General features: G+C 66.1%; 21 protein-coding genes. 11 read left to right on the top strand and 10 right to left on the bottom strand.

The annotated features are described in order from the left end of the window. The first annotated feature begins 28 nt into the window (after window positions 1-28). On the top strand, window positions 29-643 hold the full coding sequence (locus tag HV681_RS17280; RefSeq protein WP_175124224.1) for a cysteine dioxygenase family protein: 615 nt from the start codon (window positions 29-31) through the stop codon (window positions 641-643). Between the two features lie 81 nt (window positions 644-724). Further along, a complete protein-coding gene (locus HV681_RS17275; RefSeq protein WP_175124223.1) occupies window positions 725-1,489 on the top strand; it encodes an IclR family transcriptional regulator in 765 nt (254 codons plus the stop codon). Here HV681_RS17275 and HV681_RS17270 read toward each other — a convergent pair. Together HV681_RS17270 and HV681_RS17265 are read right to left on the bottom strand one after the other, a co-directional pair. Then, on the bottom strand, window positions 1,398-3,047 hold the full coding sequence (locus HV681_RS17270; RefSeq protein WP_175124222.1) for an FAD/NAD(P)-binding protein: 1,650 nt from the start codon (window positions 3,045-3,047) through the stop codon (window positions 1,398-1,400). The two genes, HV681_RS17275 and HV681_RS17270, sit on opposite strands and share 92 nt — an antisense overlap. Continuing rightward, window positions 3,044-4,012: a Bug family tripartite tricarboxylate transporter substrate binding protein gene (locus tag HV681_RS17265; protein ID WP_175124221.1), complete on the bottom strand. Its 969-nt coding sequence runs from the start codon at window positions 4,010-4,012 to the stop codon at window positions 3,044-3,046. Before HV681_RS17265 ends, HV681_RS17270 begins: the two co-directional genes overlap by 4 nt. Before the next feature lie 312 nt (window positions 4,013-4,324). On the opposite strand from HV681_RS17265, the gene HV681_RS17260 reads away from it, so the two are divergent. From HV681_RS17260 to HV681_RS17240, 5 genes are read left to right on the top strand one after another with little or no spacing between them, the layout of a single operon-like run. Continuing rightward, complete coding sequence (locus HV681_RS17260) at window positions 4,325-5,494, top strand: CaiB/BaiF CoA transferase family protein (RefSeq protein ID WP_175124220.1); 1,170 nt, start codon at window positions 4,325-4,327, stop codon at window positions 5,492-5,494. Next, entirely contained in the window at window positions 5,491-6,210 is a 720-nt protein-coding gene (locus tag HV681_RS17255) for an enoyl-CoA hydratase/isomerase family protein (protein WP_175124219.1), read from the top strand. Before HV681_RS17260 ends, HV681_RS17255 begins: the two co-directional genes overlap by 4 nt. Before the next feature lie 28 nt (window positions 6,211-6,238). After that, window positions 6,239-7,072 (top strand): CoA transferase subunit A, encoded by an 834-nt coding sequence (locus HV681_RS17250; RefSeq protein WP_175124218.1) that lies wholly within the window; start codon window positions 6,239-6,241, stop codon window positions 7,070-7,072. Next, the gene (locus HV681_RS17245) at window positions 7,065-7,799 is read left to right on the top strand and encodes a CoA-transferase subunit beta (RefSeq protein WP_175124217.1); all 735 of its coding nucleotides are present in this window, start codon (window positions 7,065-7,067) and stop codon (window positions 7,797-7,799) included. Before HV681_RS17250 ends, HV681_RS17245 begins: the two co-directional genes overlap by 8 nt. A gap of 41 nt (window positions 7,800-7,840) precedes the next feature. Continuing rightward, on the top strand, window positions 7,841-9,346 hold the full coding sequence (locus HV681_RS17240) for a class I adenylate-forming enzyme family protein (RefSeq protein ID WP_175124216.1): 1,506 nt from the start codon (window positions 7,841-7,843) through the stop codon (window positions 9,344-9,346). A 53-nt stretch (window positions 9,347-9,399) separates the two neighbouring features. Here HV681_RS17240 and HV681_RS17235 read toward each other — a convergent pair whose 3' ends face one another. After that, a complete protein-coding gene (locus HV681_RS17235) occupies window positions 9,400-10,383 on the bottom strand; it encodes a tripartite tricarboxylate transporter substrate binding protein (protein ID WP_175124215.1) in 984 nt (327 codons plus the stop codon). A gap of 68 nt (window positions 10,384-10,451) precedes the next feature. Further along, the gene (locus HV681_RS17230) at window positions 10,452-11,321 is read right to left on the bottom strand and encodes a fumarylacetoacetate hydrolase family protein (protein ID WP_175124214.1); all 870 of its coding nucleotides are present in this window, start codon (window positions 11,319-11,321) and stop codon (window positions 10,452-10,454) included. Between the two features lie 195 nt (window positions 11,322-11,516). On the opposite strand from HV681_RS17230, the gene HV681_RS17225 reads away from it, so the two are divergent. Then, the gene (locus HV681_RS17225; protein ID WP_175124213.1) at window positions 11,517-12,185 is read left to right on the top strand and encodes a FadR/GntR family transcriptional regulator; all 669 of its coding nucleotides are present in this window, start codon (window positions 11,517-11,519) and stop codon (window positions 12,183-12,185) included. An 11-nt stretch (window positions 12,186-12,196) separates the two neighbouring features. On the opposite strand, the gene HV681_RS17220 is transcribed toward HV681_RS17225, so the two are convergent. Both HV681_RS17220 and HV681_RS17215 read right to left on the bottom strand, forming a co-directional pair. Continuing rightward, on the bottom strand, window positions 12,197-12,703 hold the full coding sequence (locus HV681_RS17220) for a LysR substrate-binding domain-containing protein (protein ID WP_175124212.1): 507 nt from the start codon (window positions 12,701-12,703) through the stop codon (window positions 12,197-12,199). Continuing rightward, window positions 12,694-13,083, bottom strand: a complete 390-nt coding sequence (locus HV681_RS17215; RefSeq protein WP_175124211.1) for a LysR family transcriptional regulator — start codon at window positions 13,081-13,083, stop codon at window positions 12,694-12,696. The genes HV681_RS17220 and HV681_RS17215 overlap by 10 nt, the downstream gene beginning before the upstream one ends. Before the next feature lie 204 nt (window positions 13,084-13,287). On the opposite strand from HV681_RS17215, the gene HV681_RS17210 reads away from it, so the two are divergent. Genes HV681_RS17210 through HV681_RS17200 form a run of 3 tightly spaced genes read left to right on the top strand, consistent with a single transcriptional unit; the run spans window position 13,288 to window position 15,047 of the window. Beyond that, window positions 13,288-13,767 (top strand): carboxymuconolactone decarboxylase family protein, encoded by a 480-nt coding sequence (locus HV681_RS17210; protein ID WP_056563450.1) that lies wholly within the window; start codon window positions 13,288-13,290, stop codon window positions 13,765-13,767. A gap of 9 nt (window positions 13,768-13,776) precedes the next feature. Further along, a complete protein-coding gene (locus HV681_RS17205; RefSeq protein WP_175124210.1) occupies window positions 13,777-14,532 on the top strand; it encodes an SDR family oxidoreductase in 756 nt (251 codons plus the stop codon). A 20-nt stretch (window positions 14,533-14,552) separates the two neighbouring features. Further along, window positions 14,553-15,047, top strand: a complete 495-nt coding sequence (locus HV681_RS17200) for an Ohr family peroxiredoxin (RefSeq protein ID WP_175124209.1) — start codon at window positions 14,553-14,555, stop codon at window positions 15,045-15,047. A gap of 11 nt (window positions 15,048-15,058) precedes the next feature. Here HV681_RS17200 and HV681_RS17195 read toward each other — a convergent pair whose 3' ends face one another. From HV681_RS17195 to HV681_RS17180, 4 genes are all read right to left on the bottom strand, one after another. Beyond that, window positions 15,059-16,060 carry a LysR family transcriptional regulator gene (locus HV681_RS17195; protein WP_175124208.1) on the bottom strand — a complete coding sequence of 334 codons (1,002 nt, stop codon included), beginning with the start codon at window positions 16,058-16,060 and terminating at the stop codon, window positions 15,059-15,061. Window positions 16,061-16,202: 142 nt separating this feature from the next. After that, window positions 16,203-16,637 (bottom strand): cupin domain-containing protein, encoded by a 435-nt coding sequence (locus HV681_RS17190; RefSeq protein ID WP_175124207.1) that lies wholly within the window; start codon window positions 16,635-16,637, stop codon window positions 16,203-16,205. A gap of 731 nt (window positions 16,638-17,368) precedes the next feature. Next, window positions 17,369-18,208: an IS3 family transposase gene (locus HV681_RS17185; RefSeq protein WP_254595013.1), complete on the bottom strand. Its 840-nt coding sequence runs from the start codon at window positions 18,206-18,208 to the stop codon at window positions 17,369-17,371. Between the two features lie 11 nt (window positions 18,209-18,219). Next, window positions 18,220-18,552 carry a transposase gene (locus HV681_RS17180; protein ID WP_175124205.1) on the bottom strand — a complete coding sequence of 111 codons (333 nt, stop codon included), beginning with the start codon at window positions 18,550-18,552 and terminating at the stop codon, window positions 18,220-18,222. Window positions 18,553-19,045: the final 493 nt, after the last annotated feature.

Raw genomic sequence — 19,045 nt, 5'->3', positions numbered from 1 at the left:
GGGATTTGATCCCGCCTGGAGACCTGCAATGCCTGAATCGACCACCGGCCTGGAACGGCTGCGCCGCTTTATCGCCACCGCGACGCGGCTGGCCACGCCGCAGGCGCTCGACCAGAGCCCCGAACTTGAGGCAGCGTTCTCGGACCTGGTGAGCCACGACGATTGGCTGCCCGAAGCCTGTACCGCCCCGCACCCGCAGTTCTATCAGCAGTACCTGCTGCACTGCGATCCGCTGGAGCGCTTCTCGCTGGTGAGCTTTGTCTGGGGACCCGGCCAGTTGACGCCCGTGCACGATCACGAGGTCTGGGGCTATGTCGGCATGCTGCGCGGCTCGGAGATCAATCAGCGGTTCACGCGGGACGTCGACGGGCGTTTGGCCATGGCGGGCGAGCCCACGACGCTGCGGCCCGGCGATGTGGAGCGCCTGTCGCCGGCCGAGGGCGACATCCACCGGGTGTCCAACGCGTATCCCGACCGCGTCTCCATCAGCGTGCATCTGTACGGCGGCAACATCGGCGCCGTGTCGCGCCATGTGTACGACCCGGTCACCGGCGTCGCCAAGCCATTCGTCTCGGGCTATTCGTCGCCCACCCTGCCCAATTTGTGGGACCGCTCTGCCGCTGTGCGCGCCACGCTGGCCTAGCGCGGACATTGCGGCAAATCCGCTGTTCCCGCGGCGTGTCTCGTGCTATGTTCCCGTCCTAAATATTAGGAAAAATCACGAATGGACAAGACGCTGCTTAAAGGGCTGATGGTGCTGGAAGCGGTGACCGATGTGGACAATCCGCCGCGCACCATCGACGCGCTGGCCGCGCGCGTGGGCCTGACCCGCAGCAATACGCATCGCACCCTGCAGACGCTGATTCACGCCGGCTACGTCATCAAGGACGACGACGGCGGCGGATACCGCGGGGCCGTGCGCCTGTTTGAACTGGCGGCGAGGCAGTTGGCGCAACTGGACGTGCGCAAGCTGGCCGCGCCCTACATGCGCACGCTGGCGGACCAGACCGGCGAGACCGTGCACCTGTCGGTGCTGGACGGCTTTGACGTGGTGTACGTGGACAAGATCGACAGCCCGCAGCCCATTCGCGCGTACTCCATGGTGGGCGGCCGCGCGCCCGCCTACGCGGTGGCGACCGGCAAGGCGCTCCTGGCCTACCAGCCCGAAGGCTACGTCGAACGCTACGCGGAGCAGATGGTGCGGCACACGCCGTCCACCATCGTGTCCATGCCGCTCTTGAAAGACGAACTGCGTAGAATCGCGCGTGCCGGCTACGCGATCAATCGCGGCGAATGGCGTGAAGGGGTGGGCGGGCTGGCCGTGACCGTGTTCAACAGCCTGGACCAGCCCGTGGCCGCGGTCGGCATTTCAGGGCCGCTGGATCGTCTGAGCGCCGCTAGGATGAAGCAGCTTGCGCCGGATGTGGCGGCCTGTGCGCAGTCCATCTCTCAGGGGATGGGATATCGCCGGGGATTTCTGGATCAGTAGCGGGCGCGGCGCGCAGGGTGGCCGCGATCCGTTCGGCCTGATCGCGCGCCAGCCGGGCATTTACGTCCATGGACGTGGTCCAGAAGTACGTGCCGCCTGCCAGGCTGCCCAGCACCGAGACGCCCGCCACGATGTGGCCACCGGCGTTCTTCAGGCAGCCGGTGCCGTAGTCCAGCGCCAGGCCGCCATGCGGATCGGCCTGCGCGTGACCGTCGCGCAGCAACTGGGACACCAGCGGATCGGCCGTGCGCTGCGCATCCACGGAAAAACTCGTGGCATTGATCAGATACTGGCTTGTGTGTTCGACGTGCTCACCTGCCGTGCGCAGCCGTGTGCGGAACAGGCCGGTGGCCGGATCGTGATCGCAGCCGGCAAAGCCGGCGGCAACGTGGAGCTGCTTGGCGCCGAACAATGCCTGCAACTTCAAGGCGTTGCGCATCGGGAAGGTCGCGCGCCGAGCCATCCATAGCGAACGCCAAGTCGACTGGAAGCGGCGCCGTTCGGTGTCCGGCAGCAGATGCCAGATCCGTTCCACCGCCCCATTGGTGGCGGCGGCCACCGCCTGCCACGGACGCGGCGCCGTGGCCGACCGGCGGATTTCATCATCCAAGGCGGCACGCGCGTCGCCGTCGATGCCCAACACATCGTCGTCGTCCAGCGAGCCGTGCAACGCCATCACCTCGTCCCGCAGCGCCTGCCAGATGACGTCCAGCGTCAGCGCGCCGCCATGCCGAGCCGCCAGTTGGAGCGCGCCGTCGGCGCTCAGCTGTTGCAGCGTGCCGGGCGCACGGTTGTGCGGACTGCGCACCGATGGCAGCCGCCCGTTGCGCGAGACGCACAGAATGGGGCCGCGGTGTCCGGCCTGCTGCAATGCAGCCACGGCGTCCACGGCGCTCAGGCTGGTGCCGACGACGCACACGGACGCATCGGGCGCGATGGCTTGTGCCAGCGCCGACACCGGATACGGGCTGTTGAAGTAGCCTGCCACGCCATCCAGCGCAGGAAACGCCTGCGAAGGCAGGTTGCCGTTGCACAACACGACGTGGCGCGCCGCGATCGGCACGCCATGATCGGACTGGACGTGCACACGGCCATCAGGCTGCGGGACCACCAGGTGCACGCGGTCAGGCACATGCGCCAGCGTCACGCCCAGCGTTTCGGCCAGCCGGCGGCAGCGCTCGTAAACCGCGCGCATGTAGGCGCCGAACAGCGGACGCGGCAGGAAGTCGGCAGGGTCGATGGCCGTGACGCCGTAGCCGTGCAGCCAGTCCGCATCCTGTTCGCGCAGCCAGTCGACGAAGTCCAGCCGATGGTCGGCGCGCGCGGACATGTTGCCTGCGGGAATGTTGAGCAGGTTGCTGCGCAGGTCGTCCTGGTACGCGCCGCCCGGACCGGGGTCGGCCTGCGGTTCGAAGAGATGGACCGTCGGCGGGCGCACGGCCGGCGCGGCTTGCAGCGCCAACAGGAACTGATACAGGAAGCTGACGCCAACCGAGCCGCCGCCGACAATGGCGAGTTCGGAGGTGGCCGGCTGGGCCAGTGCGGTGGCGCGCGTCATTTCGCCGCCGACAGACGCACCACGTCGGCCCAGCGCGCGACTTCCTGCTTGAGCATCCCGCTGGTGTCGGCGGGCGAGGTGGCGATGGCGTCGGCGCCCAGCTTCAGCGCGGCCTGCTGCACGGATTCCATCGCCGCGGCCTTTTGCATGCCGTCCGACAGCCTGTCCACGACCGCGGGCGGGGTGCCTGCCGGCGCAAGCAGGGCATACGTGGTGGCAACCGAATAATCCTTCACCCCCTGTTCCGCCAGCGTCGGCAGGTCGGGCAACGCGGTGGCGCGCTTGGCCGTCGTGACGCCCAGCAGCCGGATCTTGCCGCTGGCGACCTGCGGCAGCAGCGCAGGCAGGGTTTCGATCACCATGTCGATCTGGCCGCCCAGAAGATCCGTAATGGCGGGACCGCTGCCGCGGTAAGGCACGTGCATGAGCCGCGTGCCGGTGACCGCCTGGAAGAGCTCGCCGGCCATGTGCTGCGAAGTGCCGGGTCCGGCTGACCCGAAGGTGATAGATCCGGGTTTGCTCTTGGCCAGAGCGATGAGTTCCTGCACGTTCCTGGCTGGAATCTTGCTGCTGTTCACGGCCACCGCCATCGGCATGCTGGTGGCCATGGACACGCCAACGAATGCCGTGCCGAAGTCGTAGCCCGGCTTGTCGGGCATGGCGGCGTGGATGGCATGGCTGCCGACTGCGCCCATCAGCAGGGTGTAGCCGTCGCCTGCGGACTTGGCGACAAATTCGGCGCCGATCTCGCCGCCCGCGCCGGCCTTGTTCTCGACGACCACGCTCTGTCCCAGGAAGTCTCCCAGATGCTGCGCATAGATGCGCGCGGCCGCATCGGTTGCGCCGCCCGGCGGAAACGGCACCACCATGCGGACGGGTTTGGTCGGCCAGTTGTCGGCCGATGCGGGGTTGGCCGACAGCGCCAGCACCGTGCTGGCCAGGGCAATACGCCACGACAGTCTCATGCAACTCTCCTCGGTGGACGGGCCAGCATGCGACGGAGGCGGTTCGCGATTGCGGGGCGCCGGGGCCGCTGCAGTCCTCTTTTGTGAATCCTGAATATTAGGATTGACGTTTCAATAAATGGTTTACCTAGAATTCCACACGGTGCTATGCTGGTCAACAATTAACCGCGGCACCTAGGGATTGCACTAGGATTCGCCCGGACACCAGCGGCTTTCCCGGGCGGCGCGTCTGGATGATGCCATCGTTGAAGGCCGCGTCTTATACTGTTTTCCGCATCCCAAATATTGAATTTTCATAACGAGAGGTCAGACATGACACCCAGTTCGGCGCTAACCGGCATTACGGTGCTGGAGATTTGCAACGTCGCGGCGGGACCCTTTTGCGGCATGTTGTTGGCGGACATGGGCGCGGACGTGATCAAGGTGGAGAACCCGGAAGGCGGCGATACGCTGCGCAGCTGGCCGCCCATCTCGGACGGCTACAGCGAGAACTTCGCCTCGCTCAACCGCAACAAGCGGTCGGTGACGTTGAACCTGAAGGACCCCGGCGATCTGGCCTTGGCGCGCGAATTGGCCTTGCGCGCCGATGTGCTCATCGAAAACAACCGGCCGGGCGTGATGGAGCGGTTGGGCCTGGGCTACGTGCAACTGCGCGAGGCCAATCCCCGGTTGGTGTACTGCTCGATCTCGGCGTACGGCCAGTCGGGACCGCGCGCTCAGGAAGGCGGCTTTGACCTGACCATCCAGGCCATGAGCGGCATCATGAGCGTCACCGGCGAGCCCGGCGGCGAACCGGTCAAATGCGGCGTGCCGCTGGCGGACTTTTCCGCGGGACTGTACGGCGCGTTCGCCATCGCATCGGCGCTGCGCGCGGCGCAGGCCAGCGGGCAGGGCACGCACATCGACGTGCCGATGCTGGGCGCCACGCTGGGCATCGCCGCCTTGCAGACGTCCGAGTTCTTCGGCAGCGGCAAGGATCCGGTCAAGCTGGGATCGGCCCATCCGCGCAATGCGCCGTATCAGGCGTTTCGCTGCAAGAACGGATACTTCGGCATGGCCGCGGGCAACCAGGCGTTGTGGAAGGCCGTGTGCGCGACGGTGGAGCGTGAAGACCTGCTGGGCGATCCGCGCTTTACCGATACCAGCGCCCGCGCTCGCAATCAGACGGCGCTGCGCGACATCCTGGAAGCGATCTTCGCTGAGCACGAAGCACAGGACTGGCTGGCACGCTTTCGCGCGGCCGGCGTACCGTGCGCGCCGATCAACACGTATTCGGAGGTGCTGGCCGATCCGCAGGTCGAGCACATGGGCTGGGTGCAGGCGCTGGAGCTGCCCAATGGCGTGCAGACCCGCACGTTTGGCCTGCCTGTGCGGTTTGACGGCGAGACCACGGCGCTGCGCCGCCGGCCGCCCGCGCTGGGCGAGCACAACGACGAGGTGCTGGGACCGCTGCGCGTGTCTGCCAAGGGAGGCAAGCAATGAGCGTCCTGCGTATCGACCAGCAAGGGCCGCGCCACGTGCTGACGCTGGCGCGCCCCGAAAAGATGAATGCGCTGTCGGCCGACCTGGTCGAGGCGCTGATCGCCGCGCTGGACGAGGCCGAGGGCGCACGTGCCCAGGTCATCGTGTTGCAAGGCGAGGGCAAGAACTTCAGCGCGGGCTTTGACTTTGGCGATTGGCAGACGCAGAGCGAAGGCGATCTGCTGCTGCGCTTCGTGCGGATCGAGACGCTGCTGCAGCGGCTGGCGGCCTCGCCGTGCCTGACGGTGGCGCTGGCGCATGGGCGCAATTTCGGCGCGGGCGTGGATGTGTTCGGCGCGTGCAAGTGGCGCATCAGCGCGCCGGACGCGACGTTCCGCATGCCCGGGTTGAAGTTTGGCCTGGTGCTGGGCACGCGGCGTTTCGCGTCGCTGGTGGGCGCGGAGCGCGCGCGCACGATTCTTGAACAGGCCGCCACCTTCAACGCCGAAGACGGGTTGCGCGATGGCTTCGTCAGCCGATTGGCCACGCCGCAGGAATGGCCGCAGATCAGCGAGGCTGCGCTGGAAACGGCGAGCGCGCTGACCGACGCGAGCCGCACGCAGCTCTACGCGGCCCTGTCGCAGGAGACGCCCGACACGGATCTGGCGCGGCTGGTGCGTTCGGCGGCGGCGCCCGGCCTGAAGGACCGCGTGGCGGCGTATCTGCAGGCGCGCTAGGCGCGTCCCATCAAGCAGGAGGAAGACAATGGCTTCAGGATTCAACCAGAAGAACAAGCAGTGCAGCCTGCAGGAACTGGCGGCGCTGGTGCCCAACGGGGCGTCCATCGCGCTGGGCGGCAGCTTTCTGCACCGCGGACCGTTCGCCTTCGTGCGCGAACTGATCCGCCAGGAAAAGCGCGATCTTGAACTGATCAAGCAGTCGCCGGGCTATGACGTGGACATCCTGTGCCGCGCGGGCGTGCTGCGCCGCGTACGCGCGGGCATCGTCGCGATGGAAGGCAACTTCGGGCTGGCGCCGTGGTATCGGCGCGCCGTGGAGCGCCACGAGATCGAACTTGAGGAACACGCTTGCGCCAGCCTGACGGCCGGGCTGCGCGCGGCGGCCTTTGGCGTGCCGTTCCAGCCCTGCGGCGGTCTGCATGGCAGCGGTTTGCCGGAGCTGAACGGCTGGAAATGCCTGGACGATCCGTACGGCAGCGGCGAGAAGACCTGGGTGGTGCCGGCGATACGGCCGGACTTCGCCGTGATCCAGGCGTCCGAAGTGGATGCGCTGGGCAACGTGCGCGTGCAGGGCACGGCGCACTGGGACCGCATCATGTCGCGCGCCGCGGGCAGCGTGCTGGTCGTGGCCGAAAAGCAGGTGGACAGCGCCGTGTTCGAGGCGCAGCCCGAGTCCACGCTGGTGCCGTATTTCATGGTGCAAGCCTTCGCGGTCGTGCCGCAGGGCGCGTGGCCGGGTTCGTGCTGGCCCGATTACGCCATCGACTATCCGGCGGTGGAAACCTACATGGACAAGAACAGCGATCTGCGCGCGCATATGGCCGCGGCGCCCGAAGCGCGGGAGGGGAATCATGGCTGAGCAATGGTCGGGCTTTTCGTACATCGTCACCAATCTGGCGCGATTCATCCGTCCTGACGAAATCACCTTCAGCGGCGTGAATTCCACTATGCCGATGCTGGCGTGCCTGCTGGCCAAGCGCGCGTACGACTGGGACTTCGTGTACATCAACGTGGCGGGCGGCGTGAACCCGCGGCCGTCGCACATTCCGTTGTCCAGTTCGGATCCGGTGCTGGCCGAGCACACCGCGTCGATCTTTTCCAACGAAGATTTCTACGACCTGTGCACGCGCGGCCGCATGGACCTGACCTTTCTGGGCGCCGCGCAGATTGACGGCGCGGGCTGCGCCAACAACTCGTGCATCGGCGACTGGCATGAACCCAAGGTCCGGCTGCCGGGCGGGGGCGGCGGGGCGGTGATGCTGCCCACGGCCAAGCGCGCCTGCACCTGGCGCACCGAGCATTCGCGCCGCACGTTCGTGCCCACGCTGGACTTCATGACGTCGTGGGGCGGTTTTCATGGCGTGGTGACGCCGATTGCGGTGTTCATCAAGCGCGACGGCCGGCTGGCCCTGCAGTCGTGGCATCCGGAGTCCAGCCTGTCTGAAGTACGCGAACGCACCGGCTTCGAGTTCGACGCCAGCGGCGCGGGCCCGACCGAACCGCCGACCGAGCAGGAAGCGCGCGCCTTGCGCGAGCTGGATGCCGACGGACAGTTCGAACGCGACGCCGCCGTCGCATTGCGCTGACAGCGCCACGCATCAACGAGCTCGGTACAGGGGGAGTAATCATGACGATTGCCGATGCCACGATCGTGGCGGCGTTTGCGCGCTTGTGGGACCAGCCAGAATGGGCAGCGCGCCCTGCGCTGGTGACCGCCGAGGAAACGGTCAGCTACGCGGACCTGCGCCGCCGCGTGGGACAGGCAGCGGGTGGCCTGCGCGCCGCCGGCGTCGCGCCGGGCGATTACGTCGGCGTGGCGATGGAGCGCTCGCTGGCGCAGGTGGTTTCCCTATTGGGCGTCATGGCGGCGGGCGCTTGTCCGTGTCCGCTCGAGCCGCGGCTGTCGGTCGAGGAAACCGCGCGGCGCGTGGCGGCGGTGGGCTTGACGTGGATGCTGGCGGACGCCGACAACGCCGCCACGGCCAGCGCCTGCGGCCTGCCGGAAGCTCGCGTGCTGGATGCCGCCAAGGTGGCGTCGAATGTGGCGTCGAATACCCCGGACTGGGCGGGCGCGGACATTGCGCCGCAGGCGCCGGGGCTGCTGCTCTTCACGTCGGGCAGCACGGGAAATCCGAAGGGTGTGCTGCTTTCCCATCAAGGCCTGGTCAACAACGCGCGCGGCGTGCTGGCGCACACGGGGCTGACGCCTTCGGATCGCCTGCTGCACGTCATGCCACTGCATCACACCAACGCGCTGAACAACCAGATTTTCACGCCGCTGTTGGCCGGCGCCAGTGTGGCGCTGGCCGGCCGGTTCCGCGCGCAGGACATGCCCGGTCTGCTGGACGCTTTCAGGCCCACGATCATCACCGGCGTGCCGACGATGTATGCGCGCATGCTGGAACTGACGTTCGATCCGGACAGCCTCGCCGTGCTGCGTTTTGCGCGGTGCGGATCGGCGCCCATCACCGAGGCCTTGCATCGGCGGATCGAAGCCTTTCTTGGGTGTCCGCTCGTCGTGTCTTATGGGCTATCTGAGGCCACCTGCACGTCCACGATGAATCCGCCCGATGCGCGGCGCGTGGGATCGGTCGGGACGGTGCTGCAAGGACAGGACGTAACCCTGCGCTTGCCCGATGGCAGCGTGGCGCCGGCCGGCGCGGAAGGAGAGATCTGCATCGCGGGCGACAGCCTGATGCTGGGCTATCTGGGTGTGGACAGCGCGGACGCGGGCGCGCCCCGGCTGCTGCGCACCGGCGACCTGGGCCGCTTTGACGCGCAGGGCTACCTGACCATCACCGGCCGCATCAAGGACGTGATCATCCGGGGCGGCGAGAACATCTCGCCCGCGCTGATCGAAGGCGTGGTCACCGGAATGCCGGGCATCGCGGCCTGCTGCGTGGTGGGGGCGCCGGACGATGACCTGGGCGAGACGCCGGTGATCTTCGTGCAACGCAATGGCGAAACCGCGCCGGATGCGGCCGCGATACAGGCCGAGGTGCTGGCGCGGCTGGGCCGGATCTATGTGCCGCGCGACGTCTGCTGGATCGACCGGCTGCCCGAGAACGCGGTGGGCAAGGTGGACCGCAAGGCGCTGGCGCGCCAGGCGGCGGCGCGGGAGACGGTGCAGTAAATGCGAAAGGGGGGCGCGATGCCCCCCTTGCGTGTGCATGGCTCAAGCGTCAGTCATTCGACCTTGCCGATCCGCTTGACGGCCACTTCCAACGAGGCCGAATCCTTTTTCCAGTAGTCGTCGAATGCCGGCGCGTCCAGGTACTGCATCGGGCTGCCGGTGCCCGCAATGCGCGCCTGCACGGCCGGGTCGGCCGCAATCTGCTTGACGGCCTGGCGCAGCTTGTCGATGACGGCGGGCGGGGTGCCGGCCAGCGCGAAGACGCCAGACCACTGCACGAAGCTGGCGTCGTAGCCCTTGGACGTCAGCGACGGCACGTCGGGCAGGCTGTCCAGCTTGCCGTCGCCCCAATGCGCCAGCGGCCGCACGCGACCAGCCTGGATCAGCTGCATGACGCTGGACGGACCGGTTGCCAGCGCGTCGACCTGGCCGCCGACGAGCGCCTGCACCGCGGGACCTGCGCCCGTGAACGGCACGTGCATCATCTTGACGCCCGCGGCGTTCTGCAGCATTTCCATCGGCACGTGCATCGTGCCGTAGATGCCCGAACTGCCGTAGCTCAGCTTGCCGCCCTGTTTTTTAGCGGCGTCGATGAACTCGTCCAGCGTCTTGTATGGCGCGTCCGCGCGCACGACCAGCACTGTCGGGTCGGCCGTGATGCGGGCGATCGGCACGAACTGGTCGAGCTGATAGGCCGGCTTGCGTTCCAGCAGGCGGTCTGCGGCGGGCAGGATGGAGATCGACGACAGGCTCAGCAACAGCGTGTAGCCGTCGGGCTTGGCGCGGCCCGCCTGGCCAATGCCGATGGCGCCGCCCGCGCCGCCCTTGTTTTCGATGACGATGGGCTGGCCCAGCTTGTCGCCCAGGGCCTGCGCCAGCGGCCGGGCGATGGTGTCCGCGACGCCGCCGGGCGGGAAGGGCACCACCATCGTGACGGGCCGCTCGGGATACCCGGCGGCCGTCGCGGCCGTGGCCCCGAGGCATAGCAAGGCGGCCGCGGCCGCCCGTCTGGCTACATGCTTGCAGCGCAGGTTCATGTCTCACTCCTTAGGTTTTTTGCTGCGCGGCGCCGGTTTCTTGTGACCGGCGCTCGTTTACGCGGGCGTCAGACGAATCGGTTTTCGATGCGTCCAATGCCGTCGATTTCGATCCGGACGACGTCTCCGTGCTTGAGGAACTGCGGCGGGTTCAGGCCCTGGCCCACGCCCGCGGGCGTGCCGGTGGCGATGACGTCGCCGGGGTACAGAGTGATGCCGCGCGAGCAGGTCTCGATCAGCGTGGGGATGTCGAAGATCAGGTCTTCCGTGTTGCCGTCCTGGCGCAGTTCGCCATTGACCCAGCAGCGCACGCGCGTCTGGCGGCCGTCCAGTTCGTCGGCGGTGACCAGCCACGGACCCATGGGGCAGAAGGTATCGAACGACTTGCCCAGGTCCCACTGCTGGTGGCGCATCTGCACGTCGCGCGCGGTGACGTCATTGACGACGGTGTAGGCAATGACGTGGCTCATGGCTTCGGCGCGCGAAATGTTGCGGCCGCCTTTGCCGATGACGACGGCCAGTTCGGCCTCGTAGTCGATCTTGTCGGAAATGCCGGTGGGCAGCGTCACGTCGGACCAGGGGCCGACCACGGTCTGCGGCACCTTGGTGAAAACGATGGGCCAGGATTCCGGATTGGCGTCGTTGTCCTTGAACACGGAATCGCGCAGTTCCTTGGCATGCGCGTGGTAGTTGCGGCCGACGCAGAACAGGTTGCGCGGCTGCGCGGGCAGGGGCGCTTCGTGCTCGACCTGATCCCAGCGATAGGCCGGACCCGTTTGCGCGGGTAGGGCGCGGCCCTCGGCCAGCCATTGCACCGCCGTCAGCGCGCCGGCTGCCGCAAGTTGGGGCGGGAAATCCAGCGCGGTGACCGTGCCGCCCTCGTCCGACACCACGCCCACGCGCCGCTCGCCGTTGATTCGAAATACCGCGATTTTCATGCTTGCTCCTACGGCGGCCGGGGCCGCCCGTGATGACATACCAAAAGATACCAATCGGCCGATTCTCAGGCCCAATTGCTGGTGCTGGGCAGGATAAACCAAAATCGTGCCTTGGCGAATCGGCTAATTCGCGGATGAAAAGAATTTATTGGTCTGTTTTGGTATCATTCGCGGCGTCATCATCCGGGAGTATCCATGGACAAAGCCTCCGCCATGCGGGCGGTCATCATCGAAAACCTGCAGTCGGGCGAATGGGCGCCGGGCGACCGCCTGCCGACCGAACGCGCGTTGAGCGAGCAATTCGGCATCAGCCGGTCAACCGTGCGCCGGACGCTGACGCAATTGAAGGAAGAGGGCCTGATTTCGCAGCGCGTGGGCAGCGGCACCTACGCCAACCCGCCCTCGGCGCTGGCGCAGACCGAGGCGCTGCTGCGCGGCGAGGTGCTGTCCACCAGTCCGGCCGAACTGATGGCGGCGCGGCTGGTGCTGGAGCCGGCCATCGCGGCGCTGGTCGTGCAGCACGGCACGCCGGCGGACTTCGCCGCAATGCAGAACGCCTGTGATGAAGCGGAGGCCGCGGCCAGCTTTGAACAATTCGAAGTCTGGGACGCGAAACTGCACGAACTGATGGCCACGGCCACGCACAACCTCTTCATCGAAAAGGTGTTTGCGCTGATGACCGCGGCGCGCTCGCAGGCGACGTGGGGCGCACTCAAGCGCAAGAGCCTGACGCCCGAGCGGCGCGCGGCATATCAGGTCGAGCACCGCGAGATCGTCGAGGCGCTGCACGACCGCGACGCGGACCGCGCCATGGCGGCCGTGCGGCGGCATCTGGTGCACGTCAGGGAGAATCTGCTGGGGTAGGCGGGCAGGGCCTAATTCACCCGCAAATGCCGTTGCAGCGTATCCAGAAACACCTTGGCCCGCGCCGGCGTCACGCGGTTGTCGGATAGGGCGTAGATGGTGGCGGGCGGCAGTTTCCAATCGGGCAGGATCTGTTCCAGCGCCAGTTCCTGCAGCGTTTGCGACAGCGCCTGATGGCTGGGCATCCAGGCGATCCCCAGCCCGGCGGTGGCCAGCTGCACGCCCAGCGCCGCACTGTTGGTGCCGATGTGGGTCGGTCCGCGAACATTCAGCAGGCTTTCGCCTTCCCCCAGCGTCCAGTCCGGCAGGCCGCCCGTGACGATGCGCTCGTGCAGGCCCAGGTCTTCCGGGCAGGTCGGACGCCCGAAGCGGTCCAGATAGCTGCGGGCCGCCACGAGAATCCACTGCACCTGCGCCACGTGTTTCTGGATCAGCGCGGAATCCTCGAGCTCTCCCGTGCGCAGCATCAGGTCGAAGGGATGGCCGCTGCGGGCGGCGCCGGCCGAGCCTAGCTCCACCTCGAAGGAGATCTGCGGATAGGTTTCGCGCAGTCCTTCAGCACCGCCGGCAGGATCATGGTCAGTCCCGGCATCACCGACACGCGCAGGGTGCCGGCCAGATGGTTAAGGCCGGAATGGATGCTTTCGTGCGCGGACAGGGCGGCTTGGACATGCGTCGCGCATTGGTCGAAATACTGCTGGCCGATCGCGGTCAGACTGACGCTGCGGGTGGTGCGGTTCAGCAGCTTGTACCCCAGCGTCTGCTCAAGCTGTGTCAAGCGCCGGGACAGCGTAGCCACGGGCAGGCCGAGTTCGGCGGCGGTGGCGGACAGCTTGCCGCGCTTGGCGACTTCCACGAAGTAATGGATGTCCTGCATCGAGATAACGTTTCTGTTCATGGTGATTTCCGGGCGCGAGCCTTGATTGCCTGGGTATTTTCGGGGTGATCGCGCGGGGCGATTGTTGTCATTGCGGCAACATCGTGGTCCCTGCGCCGGGGCTACTGCCGCGCTGCGCGCCGGCCTACGATTTGGGCGTCGAACAAGCCAGCGCAAAACCCGATAACCCCATCGGGGCAGCGCCCAACCCACCCAGGAGTCACCATGAGCCAACGTCTCAACGCCTTTGCCCAGTCGCCCGAACTGTTCAAGAAATTTGTCGAATTCAGCATGCTGGCCAAGGCCGGCGCGATCGAGGAGTCCATCCTGACCCTGGTCGACATTCGCGCCTCGCAGATCAATGGCTGCGCGTTCTGCCTGGACATGCACATCAAGCAGGCCAAGATTGCGGGTGAACGCGAACTGCGCCTGCATCACGTCGCCATCTGGCGCGAATCGAACCAGTTCTCGGCGCGCGAGCGTGCATGCCTGGCCTGGACCGAAGCGCTGACCACGCTGGGCGTTCACGGCGTGCCGACCGAGGTGTACGAGCGCGTGCGCGGTGAACTGTCCGAAAAGGAAATCTCGGACCTCAGCTTTGCCATCATGGCCATCAACGGCTGGAACCGCCTGAACGTGGGCTTCCAGACGGTGCCGGGCTCCGCCGACAAGGCATACGGGCTGGACAAGGCCCAATTCAACTAAGGAACGATCATGAAAATCCTCGTCATCGGCGGCACGGGCCTGATCGGCTCCAAGCTCGTCAAGCTGCTTACGGAACGCGGTCATGAGGCCATTGCCGCCTCGCCCGCGACCGGCGTGAACACCATCACGGGCGAAGGCCTGGATGCGGCCCTGGCCGGCGTTGACGTGGTGGTCGACGTCGCCAACTCGCCGTCCTTCGAAGACAAGGCCGTGCTGGAATTCTTCCAGACCTCGGGCCGCAACCTGCTGGCCGCCGAGAAGCGCGCCGGCGTGCGTCATCACGTCGCGCTGTCGGTCGTCGGCACCCGCCGCCTGGCCGAAAGCGGTTACTTCCGCGGCAAGATCGCGCAGGAAGATCTGATCGAGGCGGCGGGCATTCCGTACACCATCGTCCATAGCACCCAGTTCTTCGAGTTCCTGGGCGGCATCGTGCAGTCCGGCACGCAGGGCGAGGAAGTGCGGCTGTCGTCCGCCTACGTGCAGCCCATCGCGTCCGACGACGTGGCGCTCGCCATGGCCGACGCCACGCTGGGCGCGCCCGTGAACGGCATCGTGGAGATCGCCGGTCCCGAAAAGGTCAGGCTGTCGGAACTGGCGCAACGGTACATGGGTAGAATCGGGGACACTCGCACCGTGCAGGCGGACGCCGGCGTGCGCTACTTTGGCGCGCTGCTCGACGACGACACGCTGGTGCCGGGATCCGGCCCCCGCCTGGGCAAGATCGACTTCGAAACCTGGTTCAGCCGTTCGGGCGCAAGAAAGTAGCGGCGGGCACAAGGACCCACATGAGCAAACTGCGGCCTCCTCCCCAAAGCCTCCTGGACAAGTACCGGGGCGGCGACTTCCGTCCCCTGTACACCACCAGCGTGACGGTGCGCGGCGGGGAGGCCGCGCACGGGCGCGCCTCCGGCATTGCCATCTCGGACGATGGCGAACTGATCGTGGAATTGCGGCTGCCGGTGGAGCTGGGCGGCACGGGCGGGGGCACCAACCCCGAACAGCTGTTTGCCGCCGGCTATGCGGCGTGTTTCCATGGCGCGTTGAGCATGCTGGCCGAGCGGTCGGGCCTGTCGATTCCCGAAGCCTCGGTCACGGCCACCATTTCGTTCGGGCGAGATCCGGTCGATGGCTTGTTTGCGCTGACCGCCGACGTCAACATCCACCTGCCCGGCCTGGAGAAGGCCCTTGCCGAAGAACTGGTGCGCAATACGGAACGCCTCTGTCCGTATTCCAAGATGGCGCAGGGCGGCATTGAAAGCGTGGTCGCGCTGACGCAGTAGCGCGTCTTTCTTCACGCCTGCTTCGCCAGCAGGCTGTCCAGTATCTGCAGGTCCATTGCGCGGATGTGTTCGGTCATGTAATCGATGAACACGCGCATGCGCGCCGGCAAGTGCTGGCGGCTCAGGAAACAAAGGTAATGGCCGCGGTCCTCGGGCGCATATTGCGGCAGGCAGGCGACCAGCGTGCCGGCGCGCAGGTGGTCGCAGACCTGGTAAGCGGCCATCTGCGCAATGCCGTGACCATCCAGCACTGATTGCAGCACCAGGTCGGCATCGTTGAACGTCAGCATGCCCGGCGGCGCCACCTTGCGCAGCTGGCCGGCCACCTTGAATTCCCACTCGAAAACGCGGCCCGACGCCAGCTTGAAGTTCACGCAGGCATGATCGGCGATGTCGTCGACGCTGGTGGGCAGGCCGTGCGCGGCGGCATAGGCGGGCGAGGCGCACAGCATCATCTGCATCGGGATGATCTTTTTGGCGATCACCTGGCTGTCTTCCATGCGGCCGTTGCGGAAGGAGACGTCAACCCGGTCGGTGGTGAAGTCGGTGGGGCCGTCGTCCAGCAGCAGTTCGACCGAGATACCGGGATTGGCCTCACGAAACCCCATGAGCAGCGGGGCAACGACCTTGCGGCCGAAACCCACGGTGGCGCACACCCGAAGCTGGCCCGACGGCGGGCCTTCGCGCAGATCGCGCATGTCGTCCAGGGCCTGGATGATGCGCTCGACGCCGGGGTGGCATTGTTCGTAAAAACGCTGGCCCTCGGGCGTGAGCGAGGTGCTGCGCGTGGTGCGCACGAAGAGGCGGGTGCCAAGCTGGTCTTCGAGCTTCTGGACGCTGCGGCTGACGGCAGAGCGGCCGATGCCGAGCCGGTCGCCCGCCTTGGCAAAGTTGCCCTCGGCGGCGACGGCAATGAAAGCCATGACACCGGCATAGCTGGTGGCAAAGCTGTCGGCCAGGGAATCCGGTCCGTTCGAAGGGGTGTCGGAGGAGGGAGGGTAGGGTGTCGACATGGTGGCGGCGCCGCAAGTGGGTTGATCCTACAGCTAAGACGGCGCGCGCCGCAATCTTGTGACATGGGGCGCAAAAAAAAGAAGGCCTTCCGCTTTGGGAAGGCCTGCTGGCGTTCTGAAGGGCGGGGTCCGCCCGGCGTCCCTATTTGACTGGTGTCAGAGCGGGCGCGCCTTGCTTCTTGATGAGGACGACCACGAACTTGGCCGGCTCGGTCTGGCTGGCGTTGCGGCCGACGGTGTGGATGTCTTCGGGGCCTTCATAGAAGGTCTGGCCGGGCTTGAGCGTGACTTCCTTGCCGCCCTTGACCTGCATGACGATCGTGCCTTCCAGGACGTAGACGAAGGCGGAGGCGTCGTGGCGGTGGACGGGGTCGGCGCCGCCGGGCGGGTAGTCGACGACGAGCATCAGGGCTTCCTTGCCGGGGATGTCGGGAAGGGCCTTTGTCATTACTTCGGTGACGATGGGGTCGGTTGGCTTGGGGGTGGCTTGGGCGTGATGGGAGGCGGCTTGGGTGGGCTGGCTGAGCAACGTCGCTGTGGCGATGAAGGGCAAGACGAATTTTGTGAGCTTTGACATGGTTTGTCCTTGGTGGGGTGATGGGTCTTATCGTAGGAGCGTGGGGGGCGGGGCGGTAGGTCCGTTCAGGGGATCACGGTGTTGCCTGGTATGCACCAACGTTTGTAGGTCGGCCGAGGTTTAGGGCGCAGCGGGTCGCCCGACGCAGTGGCTTCCGTAGGTCGCCCGACGCCGTGGTCACCGGGGAGGCGATCGCCCACGATTGCGGTCCGGAGCCTTCGCTCCGGACTCCCCCTTCGTCATCTTCGTTGTCGCCTTCGGCGACTGCCTTCAGATTCCCTCGGGCGCATCGACGGCGCTCGCCTCCCCGGTGACCACGACGCCGTGCTACGAGGGTCTTTGGTTTGGGGCGCTACAAGACCTGTGGTCAGGGAAGGAGATCTGCGGGGCCGCCGGGTTGCTGCCGCCCGGGCGGCGGCAACCCGGCATTGGGTTGGTGGGGCGTCGTGGCGGGGTGCGCTTCGCGCTGGCGGGGATTGGTTTGCTAATGGTCCGCCGTCACGGAGGGTGGGGCGGTGATGGGCGGCGCCGCGACGATTCGCCACAACCTGCCGACCTGTTCGCGCCGCCCATCGGGCACTGGAGTTCAAGTGGCGATTGGGGACGCGCCGCTTGAGGTAGGCGAGAACGTCTGCCGTTGCCGGTATCAGACGCCTGACGCAGAAGCAGCTACGCGCGAAGCGTCATCGCTGCCGGTGTCTGAGCTAACCCGGATTTCTCGGACAGTTTGGTTAGGACACATTGGCCTCGACCTGGGCTGGGGTTTTATAGCCTAGCCCCTGGTGCAGTCGTTGGCGGTTGTAAAAGACCTCTATGTAGTTGAAGATCGCCAGTCGCGCGTGTTCCCGGCTCTGGAAGACTTGATGATGCGTCAACTCATTTTTCAGATTGCTGAAGAAGCTTTCCGCGACGGCATTGTCATAGGGGTCGCCCGTCGCGCTCATGCTGATGGTCACCCCGTTTTCGGTCAGTAACCGTCGGTACTCCGCAGAACTGTACTGGGCGCCGCGATCGCTGTGGTGCATCAAGCCTGGTGCGGGGTTGCGCCGAGCAAGAGCCATCTCGAGCGCATGAATCAACAAGCTGCGATCTGCCTTTTCAGCCATGCTCCAGCCAATTACGGATCTGGAGTAAAGGTCCAACAACACTGCGAGGTACAACCAACCCACCCGCGTTGGTATCACCGTGATATCGCCCACCCAGACCTTGTTTGGGCAGTTCACGGTGAATTGACGTTGAAGATGGTTAGGCGCCGGGTCTAGCAACGAGTGCTTCTTGAGGCGGCGGAAACGCTGCTTGCGCAGCGCCTCGATGCCGGCCTGACGCCGCAGCCTCGCTATGCGATGCTTGCCACAAGCGATGCCATTGGCATTAAGTGCACGCCAAGTCTTCTCTGCGCCATACGCTTGTCGGTAGGCACGATGAGCCTGTTCAATGGCGGCGAGCAGCTTTACGTCCTCTTGCTGTCGTGCCGAAGGTACTCGGCGCAGCCAGTCGTAGTATCCGCTGCGACTCACATGCAAAGCTCGGCATAGCCGTGCGACTCGGAACTGCTGCTGATGAGCCTGCACAAAGGCGTACCTCACGGCAGTTCCCGCGCAAAGTACGCTGCCGCTTTTTTTAGGATGTCCCGCTCTTCAGTAACTTGAGCCAACTCGCGCTTGAGACGTCGGATCTCAGCCTGCTCGTCAGTGCGCACTTTACCCGTACCGGGGAACGAAACATCGGGCCCGTGCGTGGCCAGTTCCTTCTTCCATCGGTAAAGGATCGAACGCTTGACGCCGAGCATCAGCGCCAGCTGGACGCCACTGACCTTACCTTCTTCCAGTTGGCGGACCGCCTCGATCTTGAACTCTCGGCTATAGCGCTGGCGCTCGGCATCGTCGGGCTTGCCGTCGGGAGTGGATTTATCCATGGGACACCTCCTTCAAGTATTGTCTACTTTTACGAGTGTCCGGAAAACCCGGGTTAGCTCAGTCTGACACCTTTGGGAGTCGGACTTGGCATGACGCAAATTTCGCCAGGGTGTCAGACACCTGGCGCAGGAGCAGCTACGCGCGAAGCGTCATCGCTTCGACGCAAGACGCAGCGTAAGCCCACGAAGGCCGCCCGCGCGGCCGCCCGGGGGCGGGCCCCGCAAGATGCTTCTCTTCCTCTCAAGTGTGTGCAAGAACCTTAAGAACTCAAGCCGCCCCAGCTCCCGTAAAGCTCAAGCAACTCGAGCCCGGTGTGGCGTGGGCCTGGGGTGGGCGGGGCGTTTAGATGCGCCCGACGGAAACCGAAGGGAGCCGAAGGCGGACGAGATTCTATGGTCTCGGTCAAGCAGTCGTAGGTCGCAATTTCTCTGGATCAAAGGGTTGACCTGTTCGCCATACCCCGTACGCGATCCGCAGGAGTTTGCGCGCGAT

Origin of the sequence: Achromobacter animicus (assembly GCF_902859585.1) — a bacterium.
In the GTDB taxonomy this organism is placed as follows: domain Bacteria; phylum Pseudomonadota; class Gammaproteobacteria; order Burkholderiales; family Burkholderiaceae_B; genus Achromobacter; species Achromobacter animicus.
Note: the sequence above shows the minus strand (reverse complement) of the source record. Positions and strands in the feature narration are given on the sequence as shown.

Bases quoted from the DNA above. Each gene is read 5' to 3' on its own strand.
- HV681_RS17280 (WP_175124224.1), top strand. From the start codon at position 29: ATGCCTGAATCGACCACCGGCCTGGAACGGCTGCGCCGCTTTATCGCC.
- HV681_RS17275 (WP_175124223.1), top strand. From the start codon at position 725: ATGGACAAGACGCTGCTTAAAGGGCTGATGGTGCTGGAAGCGGTGACC.
- HV681_RS17270 (WP_175124222.1), bottom strand. From the start codon at position 3,047: ATGACGCGCGCCACCGCACTGGCCCAGCCGGCCACCTCCGAACTCGCC.
- HV681_RS17265 (WP_175124221.1), bottom strand. From the start codon at position 4,012: ATGAGACTGTCGTGGCGTATTGCCCTGGCCAGCACGGTGCTGGCGCTG.
- HV681_RS17260 (WP_175124220.1), top strand. From the start codon at position 4,325: ATGACACCCAGTTCGGCGCTAACCGGCATTACGGTGCTGGAGATTTGC.
- HV681_RS17255 (WP_175124219.1), top strand. From the start codon at position 5,491: ATGAGCGTCCTGCGTATCGACCAGCAAGGGCCGCGCCACGTGCTGACG.
- HV681_RS17250 (WP_175124218.1), top strand. From the start codon at position 6,239: ATGGCTTCAGGATTCAACCAGAAGAACAAGCAGTGCAGCCTGCAGGAA.
- HV681_RS17245 (WP_175124217.1), top strand. From the start codon at position 7,065: ATGGCTGAGCAATGGTCGGGCTTTTCGTACATCGTCACCAATCTGGCG.
- HV681_RS17240 (WP_175124216.1), top strand. From the start codon at position 7,841: ATGACGATTGCCGATGCCACGATCGTGGCGGCGTTTGCGCGCTTGTGG.
- HV681_RS17235 (WP_175124215.1), bottom strand. From the start codon at position 10,383: ATGAACCTGCGCTGCAAGCATGTAGCCAGACGGGCGGCCGCGGCCGCC.
- HV681_RS17230 (WP_175124214.1), bottom strand. From the start codon at position 11,321: ATGAAAATCGCGGTATTTCGAATCAACGGCGAGCGGCGCGTGGGCGTG.
- HV681_RS17225 (WP_175124213.1), top strand. From the start codon at position 11,517: ATGGACAAAGCCTCCGCCATGCGGGCGGTCATCATCGAAAACCTGCAG.
- HV681_RS17215 (WP_175124211.1), bottom strand. From the start codon at position 13,083: ATGAACAGAAACGTTATCTCGATGCAGGACATCCATTACTTCGTGGAA.
- HV681_RS17210 (WP_056563450.1), top strand. From the start codon at position 13,288: ATGAGCCAACGTCTCAACGCCTTTGCCCAGTCGCCCGAACTGTTCAAG.
- HV681_RS17205 (WP_175124210.1), top strand. From the start codon at position 13,777: ATGAAAATCCTCGTCATCGGCGGCACGGGCCTGATCGGCTCCAAGCTC.
- HV681_RS17200 (WP_175124209.1), top strand. From the start codon at position 14,553: ATGAGCAAACTGCGGCCTCCTCCCCAAAGCCTCCTGGACAAGTACCGG.
- HV681_RS17195 (WP_175124208.1), bottom strand. From the start codon at position 16,060: ATGTCGACACCCTACCCTCCCTCCTCCGACACCCCTTCGAACGGACCG.
- HV681_RS17190 (WP_175124207.1), bottom strand. From the start codon at position 16,637: ATGTCAAAGCTCACAAAATTCGTCTTGCCCTTCATCGCCACAGCGACG.
- HV681_RS17180 (WP_175124205.1), bottom strand. From the start codon at position 18,552: ATGGATAAATCCACTCCCGACGGCAAGCCCGACGATGCCGAGCGCCAG.